Raw genomic sequence first — 22,764 nt, 5'->3', positions numbered from 1 at the left:
CGGCCCGCGTGATCATGGGCCACAGCAACAGGGCAGGCAGCACGATGCGGGATCGCAGCCACGGGCAGGAGCGTGCAATGGATGCGGCCGCAGGGCCGGCAGCATTCACGATGGGCATCCTCGAATCGCAGGCGGAGACGACGGCCGCGCAGCGGTACCGCTCTGCCTGCCACGCTAGCGACGCACGGCACAGCAACAATGAGGAAAGTTGCAAAGCGCGCAGAATTGGCCATTCGCGACATAAACTGCCGCTTCTACCAGCCCACGGAGCGTTCGATGCGTATCGGCCTGGCCGCCAACCGGCTCCACCACCAGGATGCGCGCGCCGCCCTGTTCCGCTGGCTGCGTGCCTGCGAACCGGGCCTGCGCGAACTGGGCATCACGCTGCACGCTGTCGGCCGCACCCATGATGCGATCGGGCGCCACGGCTTCCTCGACGGCTATGCCGGCCTCCATCGCTATCCCTACGGCCGCGAGGGCGGGCTGATGAAGCTGGTCGCGGAGGTGGTCGGCATGGGCCCGCAGCGCACGCTCGACGGTGCCATCTATCTGATCGATCCGGTCGATCCGTCCTCGGTGTTTCCCGAAGCGACCGCGCTCAAGCGGCAGTGCGTGATCCACGGCAAACCTTTCATTTCCACGGTAGCCACCGCACGCGACTGGATCGAGGTGGAGCGCGTGCACGCCGGCCTGCAGGCCGACGCCGGTGCCGACGATCTGCACGCCTTCGGTACCCAGACCCTGGCACTGATCGCGCATGATGCGATGAAGGCGGCGATGCTCGCCTTCGCCGACGAGCACTTCGACGTGCTGGCACGCTTCGGCGAGCGGGTGGCGACCGGGACCACCGGTCAGCGCCTCAACGAGCTGGCATGGAGCCGCGGCTGGCCCAGCGACACGCCCTGGGTGACGCGCTACCAGAGCGGACCGATGGGGGGCGATGCGCAGATCGCCGACCGCGTGCTGGAGGGCCGTTGCCAGCGCGCCATCTTCTTCGAGGACCCGCACGTGGCACGCCAGCACGAGGCAGACATCCAGCTGCTGGAACGCGCGGTGACCACGGTGACCGACCAGGCGGTGTGCATCACGGCTCCGGTGGTGGCGGCGCGCTGGGCGACGGCTGCCGCCCGGCGCGCTGGGTCACAGCGCTGACCACCTGTGCCGCTGCGCCGGGCGCGCATCGATCGGCATGACCGCCGCACCCGTGGGAGAGGGTGCCGGGCCGCGGCGGCCATGCACGGGTGTCAGGCGGCCATGTCCAGTACCACGCGCCCGTCGATGGTGCCCGCGCGCATGCGGGCGAACACCTCGTTGATGTTTTCCAGGCGGTCGGTGCTGACCGTGGCCGCCACCTTGCCCTCGGCGGCGAACTGCAGCGACTCCTGCAGATCCAGCCGCGTGCCGACGATCGAACCGCGCACCGTCACGCCATTGAGGACCATGCCGAAGATGTCCAGTGGGAAGTTGCCCGGTGGCAGTCCGTTGAGCGAGACCGTGCCGCCCCGCCGGACCATGCCCAGCGCCTGCTCGAAGGCCTTGGGCGATACCGCGGTGACCAGCGCCCCGTGTGCGCCACCGATCTCCTTCTTCAGGAATGCTGCCGGATCGGTCGTGCGCGCGTTGACCGTGACCTGCGCGCCCAGCCGCCGCGCGAGTGCCAGCTTGCTGTCCTCCACGTCGATGGCAGCCACGTTCAGGCCCATCGCACGCGCGTACTGCACCGCCATGTGGCCCAGGCCACCGATGCCGGAGATCGCCACCCAGTCACCGGGCTTCGTGTCCGTCACCTTCAGGCCCTTGTAGACCGTCACGCCGGCGCACAGCACCGGCGCGATCTCGACGAAGCCCACCTCCTTCGGAAGCAGGCCGACATAGTTGGCATCGGCCAGTGCGAACTCGGCGAAGCCGCCGTTGACCGAGTAGCCGGTGTTGCGCTGCGTCTCGCACAGCGTTTCCCAGCCGCCCAGGCAGTGTTCGCAATGGCCACACGCCGAGTACAACCAGGGGATGCCGACCCTGTCGCCTTCCTTGACATGCCCGACCCCGCCGCCCACGGCCACGATGTGCCCCACGCCCTCGTGGCCGGGGATGAACGGCGGGTCCGGTTTCACCGGCCAGTCGCCCTCGGCGGCGTGCAGGTCGGTGTGGCAGACACCGCAGGCTTCGATCCTGACCAGCACCTCGCCCGCCCCCGGGCGTGGTACCGGAACTTCCTCGATGACCAGTGGGCTGCCGAACTCGCGAACGACAGCGGCCTTCATGGTTCTGTTCATGGGTTTTCCTCCGTCGTGCGCTTGCAGACAGAGTGACGCCGGCACGAGGCCGGCGCTTTGATCCCGATCAAATCCTGGAAGATTGCCTGCCGGTTCAGCCCGCCAGCACGGACGCCTCGCGTGCCAGGCGTTCGATCGCGCCCCAGTCGCGGGTCTGCAGCAAGGCCGCCGTGGTCAGCCATGAACCGCCCACGCACAGCACGTTCGGCAGGTGCAGGAACTGCGCCGCGGTCTGGGCACTGATGCCACCGGTCGGGCAGAAGCGCACGTCGGCGAAGGGGCCGTGCCAGGCCGCCAGCAGTGCCGCGCCGCCGGCCTGCACCGCGGGGAAGAACTTGAAGGTATCCAGGCCATGCTCGAGGCCAAGGATCAGCTCGGACCCCGTGGCCACGCCCGGCAGATACGGCAGGTCGGCATCGCGCGCGGCCGCGTACAGCGTCGGCGTTGCGCCCGGCGACACCGCGAAGCGCGCACCTGCGGCCCTGGCCGCCTCCATCTGCGCGGGCGTCAGCACCGTTCCGGCCCCCACCACCGCGTCGGGTACGGCCTCGACCATTGCCCGGATGGCATCCATCGCACGGGGTGTGCGCAGGGTGACCTCGATCACCGGCAGACCGCCCCGGAACAGCGCCTGCGCCACCTGCACGGCATCGTCGACATCATCGGGGGTGAACACCGGAATCACCGGTGCCAGTTTCAGTACCGCGCGAACGCGCGGATCAGCGCCGGACATCGAATCGCTCCTCGCCCATCTGGGCCAGCACGTCAGCTTCGCTGACAGGATTGAAATCGCCGGGGATGGAATGCTTCAGTCCGCCGGCAGCCAGGCCGAAACGCACGGTGGCGTCGGCATCGAAGCCTGACAGGATGCCATGCAGGATGCCTGCCGCGAAGGCATCGCCGCCGCCGATGCGATCGATGATGCCGGTCAGCTGCCGCACGGGCGCCTGCGCACGCACGCCCTCACGGCCCAGCAGCAGGGCGCCCAGCGCATGATGGTCCACGCTCAGCGCCTGCCGTTGCGTGCATGCCAGCCATTGCAGCCGCGGGAACGCGGCGAATGCCGCCGCTGCGGCAGCGTCCACGCGCTCCACGGCGCCGGCCTGGGTAAAGCGCTGGCCCAGGATCACTTCGATATCGCGGTAGTCGGCGAACACGATGTCAGCCTGGTCGAACAGGGCATGCAGGATCGCCTGCGCGTCGCCGCCCCAGCGCTGCCACAGCGTGGGCCGGAAATTGCCGTCGAAGGAAACGCGCACGCCACTGGCACGCGCGGCGCATGCCGCCGCCAGCGTCGCCTCGGCCACCTGCGGCCCCAGCGCAGGGCTGACGCCGGACAGGTGCAGCCAGTCCGCGCCCTGCAGCAGCGCCGGCCAGTCATGATCGGCTGCAGTGCTGCGCGCGAAGGCTGAATCGGCCCGGTCGTACACCACCTCGCTGGCACGTTGCACCGCGCCGGTGGTGAGGAAGTACAGGCCCATGCGACCGTCCGCCACCTCGCGCACCGCCCGCGTATCGACGCCATGGCGGCGCAGTTCACCCAGTGCGTGCGCCCCCAGGGCATTGCCGGGCACCGTGCTGACCATGGCCACGTCATGTCCGAATCGGGACAGCGAGACACCCACGTTTGCTTCCGCCCCGCCCACGTGCACCTGCAGCTGCGGCGACTGCAGCAGCAGCTCGCGACCGGGCGCGCCGAGCCGCAGCAGCAGTTCCCCGAAACATACGATACGCCCCATCTCCACTCCTCCCCGCTTGCCGCCAGCATGTGAAACTGCACGGCGTGAATGTGTACCACGCGTCGGCGCGGCGTTTGGCCATCGGTGTCATTCTAGCCTTCCGATGCGCCCCACGCACCCGTAGGAACTGACGGAAGCATTGTCCTGCAAGCCTCTTGGAGACATTTCAGATCTGTTGCGGTGCAAGATGCCGGATCCGGGACGTGCTGCTAACGTCCGCTCTGACCAGCGGTGTCATCACGCTGAAACAGCCGCAGCACCAGACCTTTGGGAGAGGGGAAAGGCATGCAGTCTCGGAACCACCAAAAAAAGACACCGGTTACCTTGCTCGCTATGGCCGTCGGACTGGCCCTGGCGGCCAATGCGACCGCCCAGCAGCAGAGCAGCGCCGCCGGCGCCACGGACCTGGATACGGTCACCGTCACCGGCTACCGCGCCAGCGTGGAGAAGGCGCTGGACATCAAGCGTGGCGAGGCCGGCGTGGTCGACGCCATCGTCGCCGAGGACATCGGCAAGTTCCCGGATCTGAACCTGGCCGAGTCGTTGCAGCGCATCCCGGGTGTGGTCATCACCCGCGAGGCCGGCGAGGGCCGCAACATCTCGGTGCGCGGCCTCGGCCCGGATTTCACCCGCGTGCGCATCAACGGCATGGAGGCGCTGACCACCGTCGGCGCCGGTGATCAGAGCGGTGGTACCAACCGCGGCCGTGGCTTCGACTTCAATGTCTTCGCCTCCGACCTGTTCTCGCAGCTGGTGGTGCGCAAGACCGCTTCGGCCGATGTCGAAGAAGGCTCGCTGGGCGCCACCGTCGATCTGCGCACGGCGAGGCCGTTCGACTATGACGGCTTCACCTTCGCCGCCAGCGGCCAGGCCGGCTACAACGCGATGGCGGAGAAGGCCGACCCGCGCATGGCCGCGCTGGTGTCGAACATCTTCGCCGACGGTACGTTCGGCGCCCTGCTGTCGGTGGCCTACTCCGAGCGCCAGGCGCTGGAGGAGGGCTCCAACACGGGCCGCTGGGCCAACGGCCCGAGCAACGGCAACTTCAGTGCCTCGTCCCCGTTCACCGCCGCGCGCAGTGCCGACGTCTACCACCCGCGCTTCCCGCGCTACGTGCAGATGGAACATGAGCAGAAGCGCCTGGGCGTGACCGGTACGCTGCAGTGGAAGCCCAGCGACGCGACCGAGATCTCGCTGGACGCGCTGTACTCGAAAATCGATGCCACCCGCGACGAGCACTACATCGAGGCGATTTCCTTCAGCCGCGGTGCCAACACCAGCCAGCCACGCCTGGCCGGCAAGCCGTCGATGATCGTCAGGAACGGCGTCATCGAGAACAACGCGCTGGTCTACGGCGAGTTCGACAACGTCGACATCCGCAGCGAGAACCGCCACGACGAGTGGAGCACCGAGTTCAAGCAGATCAGCCTCAACGGCCAGCACCGCTTCAGCGACGACTTCACCCTGTCCGGCAAGCTGGGGGTCTCGCGGTCCCGGCATGAGAACCCGGTGCAGACCACCATCATCATGGACAAGTACGACGTCGACGGCTACAGCTACGACTACCGGGGCAACAACCGCTCGCCGATCCTCAACTACGGCATCGATCCCACCGATCCCAACGGCTGGGAACTGGCGGAGATCCGCCTGCGACCGCAGTACGTGGACAATGATTTCGATACCGGCCAGATCGACTTCAACTGGAACATCAGCCCCGGCTTCCGCCTCAAGGGTGGCGTGCTGGCCAAGGATTACACGTTCAAGACCACCGAACTGCGCCGTGGCAGCGAGCTGGCCGTGCCCACCTTCGCCGATGGCAGCAGGATCGTTCCGGTGGACATGACCACACAGGCCGGGCTGAAGGGCATCAGCGGCAATCCCTCGAACTGGGTGGTGCCGGATCTGGACGCCGTCGCCGATCAGTTCGACATCTACAGCAACAGCGGCATCTACGCCGTCGCACCGCGCGCCAACAACGTGCGCAGCGTGGAAGAGAAGGATCGCGGTGCCTACCTGATGGGTGAGTTCTCCACCGAGATCGGCTCGCTGCCGCTGTCCGGCAACGTCGGCGTACGCTATGTGCGCACCAAGCAGTCCTCCACCGGGCTGTCGACGCTGGCCAGTGGCACCACGTCCACCACCGCCACCCGCACCTACGACGACACCCTGCCCTCGTTCAACCTGGTTGCCGAAGTCACCCCCGATTTCCTGATCCGCCTGGGTGCGGCCAAGGTGATGACCCGACCCGGCCTGGGCAGCCTGACGCCGGGTGCCACTGTGGCCGTGGCCGGTGGCGCACGCACCATCTCCAGCGGCAACCCCAACCTGGATCCGACCCGCGCGACCAATGTCGATCTGAGTTTCGAGTGGTACTTCGCCGAAGGCGCCATGGCCGGCCTTGGCCTGTTCTACAAGGACATCGAAACCTCCGTACAGACGCTGCGCGAGAATCGGCCGTACACCGACAGCGGCCTGCCTGCCGAACTGCTGATCGGCACCGGCGCATCGCCGACCGATGAGTTCACCTTCACCCGTCCGGTCAACACCCCGGGTGGCGAGCTGTTCGGCGCAGAAGCGAACTACACCCAGCCCTTCACCTTCCTGCCGGGCAAGTGGGCCAACCTCGGTCTGCAGCTGAACTACACCTGGGTGGATTCGAAGATCCAGTACATCAACTCGGCCGGTCAGCCGGTGATGAAGAACGATCTGCTGGGCCTGTCCAACACCTCGTGGAACGCGACCCTGTTCTACGAAGGCACCACCTTCTCCGGGCGCATCTCGGCCACCAACCGCGATGACTACCTGACCCAGGTGCCGGGCCAGGAAACCGGCTTCAATCTGGACGGCTACCACGGCATGACCGGTACCACGGTCATCGATGCGTCGATCCGTTACCGGATCAGTGACCAGCTGGAACTGAGCCTGGAAGGCGTGAACCTGACCAACGAAGCGTCCGATGAGTGGGTGTATTCGCCCGCGACCGGCCGCCTGCCGTTGCAGTACACCGAGACCGGCCGTCAGTTCCTGCTCGGCGTGCGCTACAAGTTCTGAGCAGCGCCGGCGATGCGCCGACCGGTGCATCGCCGTTCGCCACGACCGCTGCTGCGCCGCAAGGTGCCGTGGCGGCGTGGCCTTGCTACGGTCCGGCGGCCCTACGCCGGCTGTCGCCCGTTGAAAGGAAACATCTGATGCCGCATCGCTCGACCCTGTCCCGCTGCCTGCTGCTGGCAGTGGCCCTGGCTGCTGGCCCTGCGACAGCTGCCGATGGCCCAACCCTGCTGTTCCACGTCGACGCCAACCAGGGCCTGCAGGCCACCGTGGCGCACGGCGAGGCGATACCGAACTTCCGCGACAGGGTGGCGGTGGTCGATGACGGTGTACGCGGCAAGGCCATCCAATGGCAGGACGATGGCGTCCTGGCGTGGGATGCGCCGGGCAACATCCTGGCCCAGCGCGGCACCCTGGCCTTCGATTGGCGGGCGCGGTACGCGGTGGGCGAAGCCCCGTTCGTGATCTTCCGCGTCGGCTATGCCGATCACAGCAGCTGGGACATGGCGTGGCTGCGCATCGACTGGAACGGCCACGGTTTCGATGCGTTCGTCACCGATGCCAATCTTGCCCGCACCCGCGTCTCGTTCCGCATGGACACGCCGCCACGCGCGGACCAGTGGCTGCATCTGGCCTTCGCCTGGGACGAGGACCAGGGTGTACGCCTGTTCATCGATGGACGCGAAGTGGCCCGCGCGCAGACCACCGGCGACTACGATGCCGCGCTGGACCAGCTTGGCCTGGCCGGCCGGGTGATGGCACCGTACCAGGTACAGAGCCGTTACAACTTCCTGCGCGGCAGCGATTTCCAGCACATCCGCATCTACGACCGCATGCTCGATGCGCCGGCCGTGGCGGCGCTGGCCCGTGGCGTTACGCCCACCACCGCCGAGGTTCCCGAGGCAGGCCTGCGTGCCTGGCGCCATCGCTTCGGCTGGGACGGCACCGCACCACCGGCGCTGACCGCGCCGACCACCCGCATCCGCAAGGTCGAATTCGCCGACACCCGCGATCTGAAGGCGTGGATGTGGAAGGCCACCGACGGCATCGCCGAGACCACATGGCCCGGCGTCTACAACCGCTCGCGGCTGCCCGGACGCAACGACTACTTCCAGCTGCCGGACTGGAACACCTACGTGGAGGGTGGAAAGCACCTGGACCTGACGCTGCCGGACGGCGAGACGGTCAACCGCATCGAGATCCGCGGCGCGGCCTTCGGCACGCTGGCACATGGCAGCGACGCCGCGCACGCCACCCGCACCCTGTTCACCCGCCCGCGCGGCGTGGTGCGCAGCGTCGATCCGATCCCGTCCCTCAGCGGCGGCGTGCTGCGCTTCAGCAACGTCGAGCAGGAAACGCCGATCCAGGAAATCTGGGCCTACGCCGTGAGCGAGGGCAGCGAGCCGGACGGCACGGTCAAGCAGACCTACACGATCGACAGCCAGGCGCTGCCGGACTACACCAATCTGGATGCCCTGCGCCGCTACATCGACGGTCGCTATCCCGAGGCCGAACGCAGCACGGTGATGGCGCTGCCCAAGGGGGCCGGCTCACGCCGCCGCGATGCCGTTACCCTGCCCGCGCAGCCGCGCCCGATCGTGCACGTGCTCATTCCTTCCGGGGTAGGCGATGCGCCGCCCGACCAGCCGCTGATCCGCAGCTGGGCCTACAGCTGGGAGAACATGCACGACGGCCTGGACGGCGTTGCCATCGATCTTCCCGCGCTGGATCTGGCGGCCACGCATGAAGGCCTGATTCCGCTCAACATCCGCATCAAGGACCCGATCTGGCCGGCGCGCGACATGATCGACGTGTCGGTCTCGGTGCAGCCGGGACAGAAGCGCACCCTGTGGCTGGACCTGCGCGACCGCATCCTCACCCCTGACAGCCTGTGGTTGAGCATCGCCTCGGCCGCGCCCGGCTTCGATGCCCGGGCGCTCGATGGCGCGCAGATCCGGCTGGTGTTCAAGCCGCGCGCCGAAGCGCTGAAGGAGCACGTGGCCGACCGCTTCAACCAGGTGCGCGACAACTGGGGATTCCTGGTGGAGGAGCACACCACCTCCAAACGACAGCGCCTGTATGCGCGCGTCTACGCCGACCTGAGCGACCTGCTGCGGGTCGATCCGGACCACGCACTGGGGCGGCAGTACTGGAACTACATCAGCTACAACAGCCAGGGCCGGCCGCCCTACTCCGCACCGGCGGTGCCCGCCGGTGTGCCGGCCTGGGCCTTCCACCAGGTGCAGGACCTTGCACAGGTGCGTCGCTTCGTCGACTGGTGGATCGACCATCGCCAGGTGCCCTACGGCGACTTCGGCGGCGGCATCTCCGATGATTCCGATCTCACCCAGCAGTGGCCGGGCCTGGCGCTGATGGGCGTGCAGCCGGACCGCCTCAATGCCTCGCTCACCGCCCTGTCCGATGCGGTGTATCGCAATGGCATGTTCAGCAACGGCCTGAGCACCATCGAAACCGATGAGCTGCATGCCTACGAAGAGGGCATCAACACCAACAGCGCGATGCTGTACCTCAACTGGGGTGATCCGCTGACGCTGGAGCGGCTGATGGAGACGGTCAAGGCATTCGACGAGCGGATCATCCTGCCCAATCCGCAGGGACACCTGCTGTTCTCCAGCAACTGGTTCGGCGGCAACAGGATCTACCGCGAACCGAACTGGCAATGGCAGAAGCCGTATTCGTTCCCGGTGCTGCACCCCGCGTTCCTGCTGGGCCAGTACAACGCCGATCCCACCGGGCGCCGGCTGGTGACCGGCCTGGCCGACAGCTACCTCGCCCATGCCGGCACGGACGCGAAAGGACGCTTCACCCTGCCCAACGAGATCCACTGGGCCACCGGCGCCACCCGCGGCGGTGAACTCAACGACGGTTCCGGCGGCGGCGACACGCTGCACACCTTCTGGGCCGCCTGGCGCTGGACCGGCGATGCGAAGTACCTGCAGGCGCTGGACTATCGCGTGGCACGCGGGGGACCGGGCGCGCTGGCCAATCTCGGCGAGAACATCGTCGAGGTGCTGGGACGCCAGCAGGACTGGTATCCGCAACTGACTGCCGAAGCCGACGCCGGAAAGACCGGTTTCGCCAGCCTGATGGCCTGGCAGGCCAGTGGTGACCTGAAGTACATCGATGCACTGCATGCCGAAGGACTGCAGGCGAAGGTGCTGCGGGCCTACATGAACACCGAGGGCCACTGGTGGTCCGATCGCGTGGAAGCACCCAGCGAGTTCCTGCAGCGCGCCCGGCTGGGGGGCATCGCGCTCAAGCGCAACCAGAGCTGGCCCGGGCATACGGTCAGCTGGCGCTTCGATCGCGACGGTGCCGCCGAACAGGTTGCACTGCTGGTGCATGCGCCCTCGCGCGAGCGCTTCACCATCACCAGCCACAATCTGGGTAACCGCACCATCAGTGCCGACATGACCGGCTGGAACGTTGCCAGCGGCACGTGGCGCATCCGTGCCGGCGTGGATGCCGATGGAGATGGACGCATCGATGGCACGCCGACGGAGCGCACGGTGCGGCTGGAAACCAGCCGCGCGGTGCCGATGCAGTTCCGTCCCGGGCGCACGGAACTGTTCGAGTTCGAGCGCGTCGTCGCCGGCAGCCCGGTGGAAACACGCGCCGACCTGGGCGTCGGCCGCGGTGATGTGCAGGTGGACGGCCAGCGTGTGCGGGTGACCGTGCACAGCCTGGGCCACGTGGCCACCGGCGCGGGCGTGGCGATCCTGGAAGACACCACGGGCCGTGAGATCGCGCGTACCGATGTGCCCGCGATGGCGGCACCCGATGACCTGGAACCGAAGACCGCCCACGTGACGCTGATGATCCCCGCCGGTCATCGGGGTGGCCTGCGCGTGCGCGTCGCCCTCGCTGACGGTGGCGAGGAAGTGACCCTGCTCAACAACGTCGTGGACGTGCAGCGTTGAACGGCGCGGCCGGCGCGGCCTATGCCGCGTCGGTCTCCATCCGCTTCACCCGTCGCTGGTACCAGTCATCGCCCAGCGGCTCGAACACCGCGCTGCGCTCCATCACGCCCTGGTAGACGTGCAGCGACACGGCCACATCGGCATCGCTGGCATTGCGCAGCGTGTGGTATTCGTGCGGGGGAATCAGGCTGCCGGCGCTGCCGCGCTGGCCATACAGCGTAGGCTGCGCAGCAAAGCGGTGGCGAGTGCCCTTCCGCTCCAGCAGCGCATACGGCGTGACCAGCAGTTCGCCCTGCCAGACGCCTTCCACGCACCACATCGCATCGTGATCGTGCAGCGGCGTACCCTGCCCCGGTCCCCAGCACATGGCGATGACGCTGTACCCCAGGGTCCGGCTGCGGTGCAGTTCACGACGTGCGTAGTGACCACGCACCGGTCGCCGTACACACGGCGGCAGCTGTATCGAAGGATCGGTGATGGCATCACGCAGCACGCGCTGCAGGCCCTCGGTGATCGCGTGCGGATCCGCCAGTGCTACCGCACCATCAATGGCGGCAAGCAGGCGCTCCCGGCCGGCGAACGGCAGTGGCGTGAACGTGTCTCCCATGACTCGACTCTAGCCGAGCGGAGTTAACAGAATGTTTGTGCTGCGGTGTCATCACTGCGTGCCGCGCTGCACGAAAGGCACTTTTCCGTAGAGCGCGCGCTCGCCTGCGCGCGGATCGTCAACCGCGCGACTGGTGCGATCGAACAGCATTGTCCGCCGTTGCGGCAGCGTATAAGGGGCCCATTGCGACAATCCGGCGTGATTGGGGTCGCCGCTGCGGGCGAAGGCGATCAAGGCCTCGCTCATGGTCGCCGCGAGCGCACGCGCATCATCGCCCCCCCCGGTGCGCGCGCCCGGCAGCCCTGCGTTGTCGAAGACCAGCGGGATGTCCAGCGTATGGAAAGCACGCAGGCGCCCCTCCTCCACCGGCGACCCCCAATCCAGCTGGTACGCCCAGGTCGGTGCTGCGCCCGCGGGCTGGCGCGCCCGCGCTTCCAGTTCCTCCACCGCTCCACGCCAGCTGCGGCCAGCCGTGGTTGCAGCAAAAAACACTTCAGAGGGCGTGTAGTGCGGATACAGGCGGCGATACTCGGCGATCACGGTCTCCGGCCGCAGATCGACGAACTGCTGTCGTTCGAGCTGTGCCGGCAATGTTTCCCAGGTCAGGGCGAAGTTGGCGGGATCGTTGCCGAGGAACGCGCGGGTCTCGTCGCGGGTGTTGCCGATCACCATCGGAATCGCCGCCGACTGCTGCGGCGCCTGTGGCCAGAACGGATGCACCGGCAGCACCACATCGTCCAGCACCGGGCCGAAGTACAGCGACGTGCTTTCCACGCGCGAGGGATCACGCGCACGGGTGGCTTCCAGCAATACGTCGACCGGCAGGTCCAGCAGTGCCTGCACGTCTCGTGCAGCGACGGCCTGCATCGCGATCGCAGCCCGCTGCGCGGCCGCGCGCGGTCCGGCAGCGGTGACCTGCTGGCCACTCATCGTCCACGCGCGGTGGAACAGCCCTCGGGCCGCAGGCATCGCCATCAGCGTGGCGATCTTGGCGCCCCCGCCGGACTGCCCGAACACCGTGATGTTCGCCGCGTCGCCACCGAAGACCGCCGCGTGCTGCCGCACCCACTGCAGCGCCTGTACCAGGTCGAGCTGGCCGACGTTGCCCGAGGCGGCGTAGCGCGGATCGCCCAACGCCCCCAGGTAGAGATAGCCGAACGTGTTCAGGCGATGATTGAGGGTGACCACCACCACATCGCCGCGGCGGCACAGCGCAGCGCCGTCGTACAGCGGATCACTGCCGGACCCGTTGTTGAATCCACCGCCGTGAACGTACACCAGCACCGGCCTGCGTCCACCGTCGCCGAGCGCGGGCGTCCACACATTGAGGAACAGGCAGTCCTCGCTGCCGGGCCCTTCACTGCCGCCCTGCGGTGCGGCCGGACCGTACTCCAGTGCATCGGCGATGCCGCGCCAGGCAGCTTCATGCCGCGGCGGCTGGAAGCGGTGGCGAGCGGTATCGGCACCATAGCGAAGCCCACGGAACACCAGTACCCCGTGCTCGCGCTGGCCACGCACACGTCCGCCACGGACCCGGGCCAATGGCAGGCGGTCGTCGCGGACACCCGGCACGCTGGCCAGCGTTGGCAATGCGGTGAAGGCAGCCGTAGCGGACGCGGTGGCCAGCGCCCAGCGGGCGCTGTCGCGCAGGAACCGCCGACGCTGCAGGTCGGCCGGCGCATCGTTCATCGCGCGTCCTCCGCAGGGCCCAGCCAGCGTTGCGCGAGCAGCGGCCAGAGTGCCAGCGTCGACCGCGCGGGAATGTCCATGCCAAAGCCGTGGCCGCCATGGGCGAAGACGTGCAGTTCGTGCTCGACACCCGCACCCGCCAGTGCCTGCGCCATGAGTTCACTGTTGTGCACCGACACCACGGCGTCGTCGGCGGCGTGGACCAGCAGCGTCGGCGGCATGTCGCCGCGTACCCGCTGCTGCATTGAATAGTCTGCCTGCAGCGAGGTCCCCGGATGCTCGCCCAGCAGGCGGGCACGCGAGCCGCTGTGCGCATGCGCGCCCATGTCGATCACCGGGTAGACCAGCACGGCACGGCTCGGGCGGGCGCTCAGCCGGTCGAGGTCATCCCGTGCGGGATGGACGGCGATGTCGAAGCCGGTGGCCAGCCGCGCCGCGACGTGGCCGCCCGCCGAGAAGCCCATCACCGCCACGTCGTTCGCGTCCAGCCCGCGCCGTCGCGCCTGGTCGCGCACCACCCGCAGCGCGCGCTGCGCGTCCGCGAGCGCGGCCTGGCGGTCGCGCCCCGGCTGCGGCAGGCGGTAGCGCAGGACGAACAGGGTGTAGCCGGCGCCGTCCACCCAGAACGGAACCAGCGCGCTGCCCTCCTTGTCGATCACCACCCGCTGGTAGCCGCCGCCGGGGATCACCAGCAGGGCCCGGCCGTTCGGCCGGGCGGGTGTGTACACCTGCAGAGAGGGCGCGTCGATCTGGTCGGCGTAGCGGTCCGGGCGTGCAGGGTCCGCACTGCGCTCGACCACCCGCGTCGGACGTGCAGTGCCGGTTTCGCCCGGCACTGCGCCTGCCGGCCACAACGGCAGCTGCTCGCCGGGCAACGCCTGGACCACACGCTCGCCTTCGCGCAGCGGCGTGTCGACCGCGCAGGCGGGCGCCGCCGGCAGCAGCAGGGACAGGCACAGCAACACGATGGGCAGACGCATGACTGACGGGGCTCCAACAGGACAGGACAGGGCGCTGGCGGCGTCGGCAAAGACGGCGTGATGCGCTGCCGCTTGCGTGATGACACCGGTTTACCATATACACGTCCTGCAGACGCTGTCGATAGGCAGCGCAACAACGCCAGAGGGAGACGTTCTTGAGCAACGAACACGGCACACATGGGCACACGCCGCCGGCCGATGCGGCCGCGATTGCCCAGGCCTTCACCACCGCACGCCTTGCGGGCCAGGCACTGGAGGCGTTCCCGGGCGACATCCCGGCGGACCTGGTCGCGGCCTACCAGGTCCAGGACCTGGCCATCGCCCGCTGGAACCAGCCGGTGGTCGGCTGGAAGGTCGGCTACATCGCTGCCGAACGCCGCGATGCGTCCGGGGACGAACGGCTGCTGGGCCCGATCTTCAAGCCTCAGCTCAAAAATGCTACCGGTGGAACAACGGATGTTCCGGTGTTCGTCGGCGGTTTCGCCGCGATCGAGGCCGAGTACGTGCTGGAACTGCTGGAGGATGCCCCCGCCGACCAGCTGCACTGGTCGCCGGAACAGGCTGAAGCGTTGCCGGCCCGCCTGTACCTCGGTGTCGAGGTTGCCAGCAGCCCGCTGGCAACGATCAACGAGCTGGGCCCGCGCGTGGTGGTATCCGACTTCGGCAACAACAACGGCCTCGTGCTGGGGCCGGAGATCGGCAACTGGACGTCCCTCGATGAGTCGGCGTTGCGCGCCGAGACCCTGATCGAGGGTGAAGTGGTCGGGGTCGGCGGCGCGAGCCGCCTGCCCGGTGGCCTGCGCGCAGCGTACGCGTTCGCGTTGTCCCGTTCCGCGCTTCGCGGCCGGCCCCTGCGGCGTGGCGACCTGATCGCCACCGGCAATGCGACCGGCATCCACGACATCCAGGCAGGACAAACGGCGCTGGTGCGCTTCGCCGGCTTCGGCGAGATTGCCTGCAGGGCCGTGCCGGCCGGGTAAGCCGCGGCACGATCCAGTGAACACGCGCGGGAGGGCGCAGATGATCACACGACGACATTTCCTGGCCGGTGGCGCCACTGCACTTGCCACTCCCCTGCTCGCCGCCTGTGGCCGCGGGCCGGGCCCTGACGCAGCCGGCAGCCAACTGCTGACGGCGACCGATGTGCACGTGGCCGATTACCCCACCGTGACAGCGGTGAAGTGGATCGGCGAGACCCTGCAGCGTGAGACCCAGGGACGCCTGCGTCTGCGCCAGTACCACTCGGGCCAGCTCGGCCGCGAGTCCGAAGCGATCGACATGGCCCGCTTCGGCGCCATCGACATCACCCGTGTCTATGCGGGCGCGCTGAACAACGCGTTTCCGCTGACCCAGGCGCTGTGCCTGCCCTACGTGTTCGAATCGGTGGCGCATCAGCGGGCAGCGCTTGATGGCGGCGTGGCCGATGCCGTGCTGCGCGGCTTCGAACGCCGCGACCTGGTCGGCCTGGCCATCTACGATTCCGGTGCGCGCTGCTTCTACAACACCCGGCATCCGATCACGCAGCCCGGTGACCTGCACGGGCTGAAGCTGCGCGTCGCATCATCGGACATCTTCATCCAGCTGATGCGGCTGCTCGGCGCCAACCCGACGCCGATGTCGCTGGGCGATACGTTCTCCGGCATGGAGACGCACATGATCGACGGTGCCGAGAACAACATGCGCAGCTTCCATTCCAGCCGTCACTTCGAGGCTGCGCACTACTGGTCGCAGAGCGATCACTCCTATGCACCGGACGTGCTGCTGATGTCACGCGCCAGTTTCGAGCGGCTGCAGCCGGATGACCGCCAGCTGCTGCTGGAGACCGCACGTGCGTCGGTGAAGGTGATGCGCGACCAGTGGGATGCCTCCGAGGATGCGGCACGACGCGCGGTGCTGGCGTACGGCGTGAAGGCCAACGAGGTCGACATGCCGGCGTTCCGCGCCGCCGCGCAGCCCCTGCTGCAGCAGTACCTGCAGCACGCGGAAATCGCCGCGCTGGTCGATCGCATCCGCGGTGCAGCCTGAGGACACAGCCATGACCGAAACGACGACATTTTCCCCACCCGGCCCCGGGCAGCGCCTGCTGGACCGCATCGCCGACATTGCCATCTACACCGCCGTGGCGGCCCTGCTGGGGCTGGTGGTGGTGCAGGGCTGGCAGGTCTTCGCGCGCTATGTGATCAACGATTCCCCGAGCTGGACCGAACCGGTGACCCTGCTGCTGCTCAGCACCGCGATGAGCCTGGGCGCGGCCTGTGGCGTGCACACCAACCGCCACTTCGGCTTCTTCCTGCTGCATGCCTATATGGCGCCGGCGCTGCGCCGCGCTGTGGACGTGCTGGTGCAACTGGTGGTGGCCGTGCTGGGCGCGTTCATCGCAGTGTGGTCGGCCGAGCTTCTTCTCGACGGCCTGGACATCAAGACCGCCGGTGCCGAGCTTCCGCAGAGCATCAACTACCTGCCGCTGGCGCTGGGCGGCGTGCTGATGGTGGTGTTCGCGCTGAACCGTGCGTGGAAGGCCACGCAGTCCACGCCGGCAGACGCTGCCGCCGATGACGCTGAAGGAGATCGTTGATCCATGGGTATCGCCATTCTGTTCTCGGTGTTCGCAGTGTTCCTGCTGCTGGGCGTGCCGGTGGCCTACGCGCTGGCTGCGGCCGCCCTTGCCACCCTGCTCTACCTGGACATCCCGTCCATCGTTCTGGTCCAGCAGATTTCGGCAGGTACCGGGTCTGCATCGCTGATCGCCATTCCACTGTTCATCTTCGCTGGCGAGATCATGATGCGCGGCGGCATCTCCGAGCGCCTGATCGCGCTGGCGTCCTCGCTGGTGGGGCGCTTGCGTGGTGGCCTGGGCCAGGTTTCGATCCTGTCTTCGCTGTTCTTCGGCGGCGTCTCCGGCTCGGCCATCGCGGATGTCTCGGCGGTGGGTGGCACGATGATTCCGCAGATGGTCAAGCGCGGCTATGACCGCGATTTCGCCGTCAATGTCAGCATCACCGCCGCCCTGGTCGCGCTGCTGGTTCCGCCCTCGCACAACCTGATCCTGTTCTCGGCCGCAGCCGGTGGCGGCCTCTCGATCGCCGATCTGTTCGCGGCGGGTATCGTTCCGGCATTGCTGATGACGCTGGCATTGATGATCACCGGCTACGTCGTCGCGCGCCGCCGCGGCTATGGCGTGGAGGTGTTCCCGGGCTGGCGCGCGGTGATGCTGCGGATGATCTCCGCCCTGCCCGGCCTCGGTCTGGTCGCGCTGATCTTCGTCGGCATCCGCGCTGGCATCTTCACTGCGGTGGAAAGCGCGGCGATCGCCGTGGTGTACGCACTGCTGGTGACCACTGTGCTGTATCGGCAACTGCGCTGGCGCGAGTTCTTCGCCACGGTCGTCCACGCCGCACGCAGCACCGGCGTGATCCTGTTCGTGATCGCCACCGCTGCGGTATTCGGCTGGCTGCTGGCCTACCTGCAGGTGCCGGCGGCGGCGGTGGATTTCCTGCAGTCCTTCGCGCACAGCCAGTTCATGGTGCTGCTGATGATCGTGGTGATGCTGTTGCTGCTGGGAACCTTCATGGACCTGGCACCGATGATCCTGATCTGCACGCCGATCTTCCTGCCGGTGGCGCGCGCGTACGGCATCGATCCGATCCACTTCGGGCTGGTGCTGGTGCTGACCGGCGGCCTGGGCCTGGTGACACCGCCGGTGGGCTCGGTGCTGTTCATCGGTACCGCCATCGGCAAGATCAGCGTGGGCCAGAGCATGCGTACCATCTGGCCGTTCTGGTTCGCTGCGCTGGGCGTGCTGCTGGTGGTCACCTTCTTCCCTGCCCTGTCGCTGTGGCTGCCGGCCACGCTGCGCAGCTGAGCCGGAGACCGCTGCCATGCACCGTCCGCTTCGCCGCATCCCTGCCGTGGCCCTGGCCAGCCTGCTTCTGGCCGCGCTTCCGGCGCTGGCCTCCGGCCCGGCCTCACCAACCTGGGCACGTGGGCTGGAGAACCAGCGCCAGGCCGATCTCGGCGACGGCACCTACCTGAACCCGGTGCTGGCCGGCGACCGCCCCGATCCGTCGGTACTGAAGGACGGACAGGACTACTACCTGACCCTGTCCTCCTTCGACGCCTATCCCGGCCTGCCGATCTGGCATTCGCGGGACCTGGTCAACTGGCAGCCGCTGGGTCATGCCATCACCCGCAACGTGGGTGCGATCTGGGCACCGGACATCGTCAAGCACCAGGGTCGCTACTTCATCTACTTCCCGGCCCGGACCGGCGAACACCGCAGCAACTTCGTGGTGTGGGCCGATGACATCCGCGGGCCGTGGAGCGATCCGATCGACATCGGCCTGGGCGGCTACATCGACCCCGGCCATGCGGTGGGCGAGGACGGCAAGCGCTACCTGTTTCTCAGCGGAGGCGACTATGTGCAGCTGGCCGATGACGGGCTGAGCGTGGTCGGCACACCGAAGCATGTCTACGACGGCTGGCGCTATCCGCAGAGCTGGGATGTGGAAGCCTATGCGCAGGAAGGACCGAAGATCCACTTCCGCGAGGGCTGGTACTACATGACCACCGCCGTGGGAGGCACCGCCGGCCCACCCACCGGGCACATGGTGATCACTGCGCGCTCGCGCTCCATCCATGGGCCCTGGCAGAACGCACCGAACAATCCGATCACGCGCACGCAGTCGGCGTCCGAGCCGTGGTGGTCACGAGGCCACGCGACAGTGATCGAAGGCACCGACGGTCGCTGGTGGATGATGTACCACGGGTATGAGAACGGCTTCTGGACCCTGGGCCGGCAGACCCTGCTGGACCCGATCGAGTGGACGGACGATGGCTGGTTCGTGGCCAGGGGCGGTGACCTCGGCCAACCGCTGCGCAAGCCTTCCGGAAGCGGCCTGGCACCGCACGGCATGGCGCTTTCGGATGATTTCCGCGGCGGCAGGCTCGGGCCACAGTGGGCGTTCTTCAACCCGGGCAGTGACGAATACGAGCGCCTGCGCTTCAGCGGCGATGGGCTGGTGATGCAGGGCAAGGGCAGTGCGCCGCGCGATGCGTCTCCGCTGACCACCATCGCCGGCGATCCGGCCTACCAGTTCGAGGTGGAGCTGGAGGTAGCGCCGGGCGCAGTCGGGGGCGCGCTGCTGTTCTACAGCGACCGTCTTTATGTGGGCGTGGGCAGCAACGGCGAGCAGTTCATCATGCACCGTTACGGCGAGGAACGCCCTGCCCGGCTTGCGCCCAGCGAGCGCGGCGGGCGGCTCTGGCTGCGCGTCACCAACAACCGCCATATCGTCACCTTCCATACCAGCAGCGACGGCCGGACCTGGCAGAAGTACCCGGTTCAGATGGAAACCTCGGGTTACCATCACAATGTGGCTGGTAAGTTTCTCGCCCTGAAGCCGGCGCTGTACGCTGCCGGTGACGGTGCGGTGACCTTCCGCAGCTTCCGCTACCGCGCGCTGGACTGAGTGCGCGGCCGGAAATCCCCCGACTTACCTGGTCCATTACATGTCAGTGCGCAACAAGAATGATGCCGCCACGCCGGCATTGGCCAAAGGCAAGGCAGCCACGATCAACGACATCGCGCGACTGTCCGGAGTGTCCAAGAAAACGGTTTCAAGGATCATCAACAACTCACCGCTGGTGCGCAAGGACACGCGCGACAAGGTAGAAGCCCTGATGCGCGAGGTGGGCTATACGCCCGATCCGCTGGCGCGCGGCCTGGCCTTCCGTCGATCCTTCCTGATCGGCATGGTCTACGACAACCCCACCGCCCAGTACATCGTGGACATGCAGTACGGTGCACTCGACGCGCTGCGCGGTTCCAGCTTCGAGCTGGTCGTGCACCCCTGCGACAGCCGCAGCCCGGGCTACATCGACGGCGTGCGCCGCTTCGTGCAGCAGCAGAAGCTGCATGGGGTGATCCTGGTGCCGCGTGCCTCCGAGGACCAGGCGCTGGCGGACATGCTGGATGAGATCGGCTGCCGCTTCACCCGCGTGGCTGCGCTGCCGCTGGACGAGAGTTCGCAGATGGTGGTCACCCACGATCGTGACGGCGCCGCCGAAGCCGCCGACTACCTGCTCTCGCTGGGCCACCGCGACATCGCCCTGGTGACCGGGCCCAGCGCCTATCGTTCGGCGCACGAGCGTACCGCCGGCTTCATCGATGCGCTGTCGCAGCGTGGCATCGAGCTGCCCAAGGACCGCATCATCGAGGCGGGCTACACCTTTGAATCGGGTGTGGCCGCCGCCGAGAAGCTGCTGCTGGGCAAGCGCCGGCCGACCGCGATCTTCACCGGGAACGATGAAATGGCGGCGGGCATCTACAAGGTGGCGCTGCGTGCAGGCATCAACATCCCGCGCCAGCTGTCCATCATCGGCTACGACGACAGCCCGCTGGCCTCGCGCCTGTGGCCGTCGCTGACCTCGGTACGGCGCCATACCCGCGATACCGGCCGCACCGCTGCGGCGATGCTGATCCAGCCCGACGGCCAACCGGCGCTGCAGATCGCCAGCGTGCGCCCGCACCTGATCGTGCGCGACTCCTGCCAGCCGCCGGAGGACTGATCCGGCGGGGATCAGTCCGGTAGCCCGCAGGCCTGCCTGCGACTCCGTTGAAGCCGCCTCACCTTGCCGCGATCGTTGAGCGCTATCGTGCGGCGCAAAATGACACCGGTTACCAACGTCGCTAGAATCCCCCTGAACCGTGCCGGGGCCGAATGATCGGCCCGCCCCCTGCTCTGGAGATGCCATGTACTGCAAGACCCACTACGCCACCCATCCCGACGCCATCAAGGGCGCCAGCAACGACCAGCTGCGCGAGCTGTACCTGCTCGACGGCCTGTTCAACCCCGGCCAGGTGACGCTGAAGTACACCCACTACGAGCGCTTCGTACTCGGTGGCGCGGCGCCCCTGGATGCGCCGCTGGCGCTGCCGGTGCAGACCGACCCGGCGTCGGCCGCCGGCCATCCGTTCCTGGAGCGTCGCGAGCTGGGCGTGATCAACGTCGGCAGCGGTACCGGTACGGTCACCGTCGACGGCACCGTCTACACGCTGGGCCCGAAGGATGGCCTGTACGTGGCGATGGGCAGCAAGGACGTCGTGTTCGCCTCGCAGGACGCCGCCAACCCGGCTCAGTTCTACCTGGCCTCGACCCCGGCCCATGCGCGCTTTGAAACCAAGCAGCTGTCGATCAAGGACGCGGTAGCGCTGGACCGCGGCGCGCTGGAGACCAGCAACGAGCGCACCATCTACCAGTACATCGTGCCGGCCACCTGCCAGTCCTCGCAGCTGCTGCTGGGCCTGACCGTGCTCAAGCCCGGCAGCGTGTGGAACACCATGCCGCCGCACCTGCATGACCGCCGCAGCGAGGTCTATTTCTACTTCGACCTGGGCGACAACGACCGCGTGTACCACTTCATGGGCGAACCGGACGCGCAGCGCCACATCGTCATCCAGAACAACGAAGCCGTGGTATCGCCGCCGTGGTCGATCCACATGGGTGCCGGTACCAGCAATTACGCCTTCATCTGGGCGATGGGCGGCGAGAACCTGGATTACACCGACATGCACGTGCTGGACATCTGCCAGCTCAAGTAAGTCCTGCCTGGCCGCCGCGCACGCGTGCCGGTGGCCGTTCGCCTGCATCACGCACACCTCTACCAAGGAACGCACACGCAATGGCCAATCCCTTCAGCCTGGAAGGCAAAGTCGCTCTGGTAACCGGTGGTAATACCGGTCTGGGCCAAGGTATCGCGGTTGCGCTGGCCACCGCCGGCGCCGATGTCGCCGTGGCCGGCATCGCGCCGCCCACCGAAACCATCGAGAAGATCACCGCGCTCGGCCGACGCTGCCTGGCGGTGGAAGCCAACCTGATCAGCATCGAGCCGGTCGAGCGCGTGGTGCGCGAAACCATCGAGGGACTGGGTGGCCTGGATATCCTGGTCAACAATGCCGGCCTGATCCGCCGCGCCGACGCGGTGGAGTTCAGCGAACAGGACTGGGATGACGTGATGAACGTCAACATCAAGTCGGCGTTCTTCATCTCGCAGGCGGCGGGCCGTCATTTCATCGCCCAGGGCAGCGGCAAGATCATCAACATCGCCTCGATGCTGTCGTTCCAGGGCGGCATCCGGGTGCCGTCGTACACCGCCAGCAAGAGTGGCATCGCCGGCATCACCCGCCTGCTGGCCAACGAATGGGCCGGCAAGGGCGTCAACATCAACGCGATCGCGCCGGGCTACATGGCCACGGACAACACGGCGGCCCTACGTGCCGATGCCGACCGCAACAAGGCGATCCTGGATCGCATTCCGGCCGGCCGTTGGGGCACACCGGAGGATCTGGCCGGCGCGGCGGTGTTCCTGGCATCCAGCGCATCGGATTACATCAACGGCGCCGTGCTGCCGGTCGATGGTGGCTGGTTGGCGCGCTGAGGCACACCGGTCTGTAGAGCCGAGCCCATGCTCGGCTGTCGCGCTCTGATC

The 22,764-nt window shown here is 67.7% G+C and carries 17 protein-coding genes; 11 read left to right on the top strand and 6 right to left on the bottom strand.

Annotated features, from left to right (window positions below):
• Positions 1-276: 276 nt before the first annotated feature.
• Complete coding sequence (locus tag N8888_RS00360) at positions 277-1,152, top strand: methylglyoxal synthase (protein WP_065182100.1); 876 nt, start codon at positions 277-279, stop codon at positions 1,150-1,152.
• A 92-nt stretch (positions 1,153-1,244) separates the two neighbouring features.
• Here N8888_RS00360 and adhP read toward each other — a convergent pair whose 3' ends face one another.
• The 3 genes from adhP to N8888_RS00345 form a co-directional block, all read right to left on the bottom strand.
• Positions 1,245-2,273 carry an alcohol dehydrogenase AdhP gene (gene adhP / locus N8888_RS00355; RefSeq protein WP_053515992.1) on the bottom strand — a complete coding sequence of 343 codons (1,029 nt, stop codon included), beginning with the start codon at positions 2,271-2,273 and terminating at the stop codon, positions 1,245-1,247.
• 94 nt (positions 2,274-2,367) lie between these two features.
• A complete protein-coding gene (eda, locus tag N8888_RS00350) occupies positions 2,368-3,006 on the bottom strand; it encodes a bifunctional 4-hydroxy-2-oxoglutarate aldolase/2-dehydro-3-deoxy-phosphogluconate aldolase (RefSeq protein WP_065174105.1) in 639 nt (212 codons plus the stop codon).
• Positions 2,993-4,012: a sugar kinase gene (locus tag N8888_RS00345; protein WP_053515997.1), complete on the bottom strand. Its 1,020-nt coding sequence runs from the start codon at positions 4,010-4,012 to the stop codon at positions 2,993-2,995. The genes eda and N8888_RS00345 overlap by 14 nt, the downstream gene beginning before the upstream one ends.
• Positions 4,013-4,297: 285 nt before the next feature.
• Between N8888_RS00345 and N8888_RS00340 the strand changes: the two genes are divergently transcribed.
• Both N8888_RS00340 and N8888_RS00335 read left to right on the top strand, forming a co-directional pair.
• Positions 4,298-7,063 carry a TonB-dependent receptor gene (locus N8888_RS00340; RefSeq protein ID WP_065182101.1) on the top strand — a complete coding sequence of 922 codons (2,766 nt, stop codon included), beginning with the start codon at positions 4,298-4,300 and terminating at the stop codon, positions 7,061-7,063.
• A 137-nt stretch (positions 7,064-7,200) separates the two neighbouring features.
• Positions 7,201-11,001: a LamG-like jellyroll fold domain-containing protein gene (locus tag N8888_RS00335; protein ID WP_263176697.1), complete on the top strand. Its 3,801-nt coding sequence runs from the start codon at positions 7,201-7,203 to the stop codon at positions 10,999-11,001.
• 19 nt (positions 11,002-11,020) lie between these two features.
• On the opposite strand, the gene N8888_RS00330 is transcribed toward N8888_RS00335, so the two are convergent.
• Genes N8888_RS00330 through N8888_RS00320 form a run of 3 tightly spaced genes read right to left on the bottom strand, consistent with a single transcriptional unit; the run spans position 11,021 to position 14,277 of the window.
• Entirely contained in the window at positions 11,021-11,608 is a 588-nt protein-coding gene (locus tag N8888_RS00330; RefSeq protein ID WP_053516003.1) for a cysteine dioxygenase family protein, read from the bottom strand.
• Positions 11,609-11,659: 51 nt separating this feature from the next.
• Positions 11,660-13,297, bottom strand: a complete 1,638-nt coding sequence (locus N8888_RS00325; protein ID WP_263176695.1) for a carboxylesterase/lipase family protein — start codon at positions 13,295-13,297, stop codon at positions 11,660-11,662.
• The gene (locus N8888_RS00320) at positions 13,294-14,277 is read right to left on the bottom strand and encodes an alpha/beta hydrolase (protein ID WP_430542964.1); all 984 of its coding nucleotides are present in this window, start codon (positions 14,275-14,277) and stop codon (positions 13,294-13,296) included. Before N8888_RS00320 ends, N8888_RS00325 begins: the two co-directional genes overlap by 4 nt.
• Before the next feature lie 155 nt (positions 14,278-14,432).
• Here N8888_RS00320 and N8888_RS00315 point away from each other — a divergent pair, with 155 nt between their 5' ends.
• The 8 genes from N8888_RS00315 to kduD all read left to right on the top strand — a co-directional run bounded on the left by N8888_RS00315 (position 14,433) and on the right by kduD (position 22,713).
• Entirely contained in the window at positions 14,433-15,257 is an 825-nt protein-coding gene (locus N8888_RS00315) for a 2-keto-4-pentenoate hydratase (RefSeq protein ID WP_053516007.1), read from the top strand.
• 40 nt (positions 15,258-15,297) lie between these two features.
• On the top strand, positions 15,298-16,302 hold the full coding sequence (locus N8888_RS00310; protein ID WP_263176693.1) for a TRAP transporter substrate-binding protein: 1,005 nt from the start codon (positions 15,298-15,300) through the stop codon (positions 16,300-16,302).
• A gap of 10 nt (positions 16,303-16,312) precedes the next feature.
• Positions 16,313-16,852 carry a TRAP transporter small permease gene (locus N8888_RS00305; protein WP_164151498.1) on the top strand — a complete coding sequence of 180 codons (540 nt, stop codon included), beginning with the start codon at positions 16,313-16,315 and terminating at the stop codon, positions 16,850-16,852.
• Positions 16,853-16,855: 3 nt separating this feature from the next.
• On the top strand, positions 16,856-18,139 hold the full coding sequence (locus N8888_RS00300) for a TRAP transporter large permease (protein WP_053516013.1): 1,284 nt from the start codon (positions 16,856-16,858) through the stop codon (positions 18,137-18,139).
• Between the two features lie 16 nt (positions 18,140-18,155).
• Positions 18,156-19,745, top strand: coding sequence for a family 43 glycosylhydrolase (locus tag N8888_RS00295; protein WP_263176690.1), 1,590 nt, complete (start codon positions 18,156-18,158; stop codon positions 19,743-19,745).
• A 40-nt stretch (positions 19,746-19,785) separates the two neighbouring features.
• The gene (locus tag N8888_RS00290) at positions 19,786-20,844 is read left to right on the top strand and encodes a LacI family DNA-binding transcriptional regulator (protein ID WP_053516017.1); all 1,059 of its coding nucleotides are present in this window, start codon (positions 19,786-19,788) and stop codon (positions 20,842-20,844) included.
• A 184-nt stretch (positions 20,845-21,028) separates the two neighbouring features.
• On the top strand, positions 21,029-21,877 hold the full coding sequence (gene kduI / locus N8888_RS00285) for a 5-dehydro-4-deoxy-D-glucuronate isomerase (RefSeq protein ID WP_197572129.1): 849 nt from the start codon (positions 21,029-21,031) through the stop codon (positions 21,875-21,877).
• An 80-nt stretch (positions 21,878-21,957) separates the two neighbouring features.
• Positions 21,958-22,713, top strand: coding sequence for a 2-dehydro-3-deoxy-D-gluconate 5-dehydrogenase KduD (gene kduD, locus N8888_RS00280; RefSeq protein ID WP_053516021.1), 756 nt, complete (start codon positions 21,958-21,960; stop codon positions 22,711-22,713).
• The last annotated feature ends 51 nt before the right edge of the window (positions 22,714-22,764 follow it).

The sequence above is a fragment of the Stenotrophomonas maltophilia genome, from assembly GCF_025642255.1.
GTDB lineage: Bacteria > Pseudomonadota > Gammaproteobacteria > Xanthomonadales > Xanthomonadaceae > Stenotrophomonas > Stenotrophomonas maltophilia_P.
The sequence above is the reverse complement of the archived record's forward strand: the minus strand, read 5'-3'. Positions and strand labels throughout refer to the sequence as shown.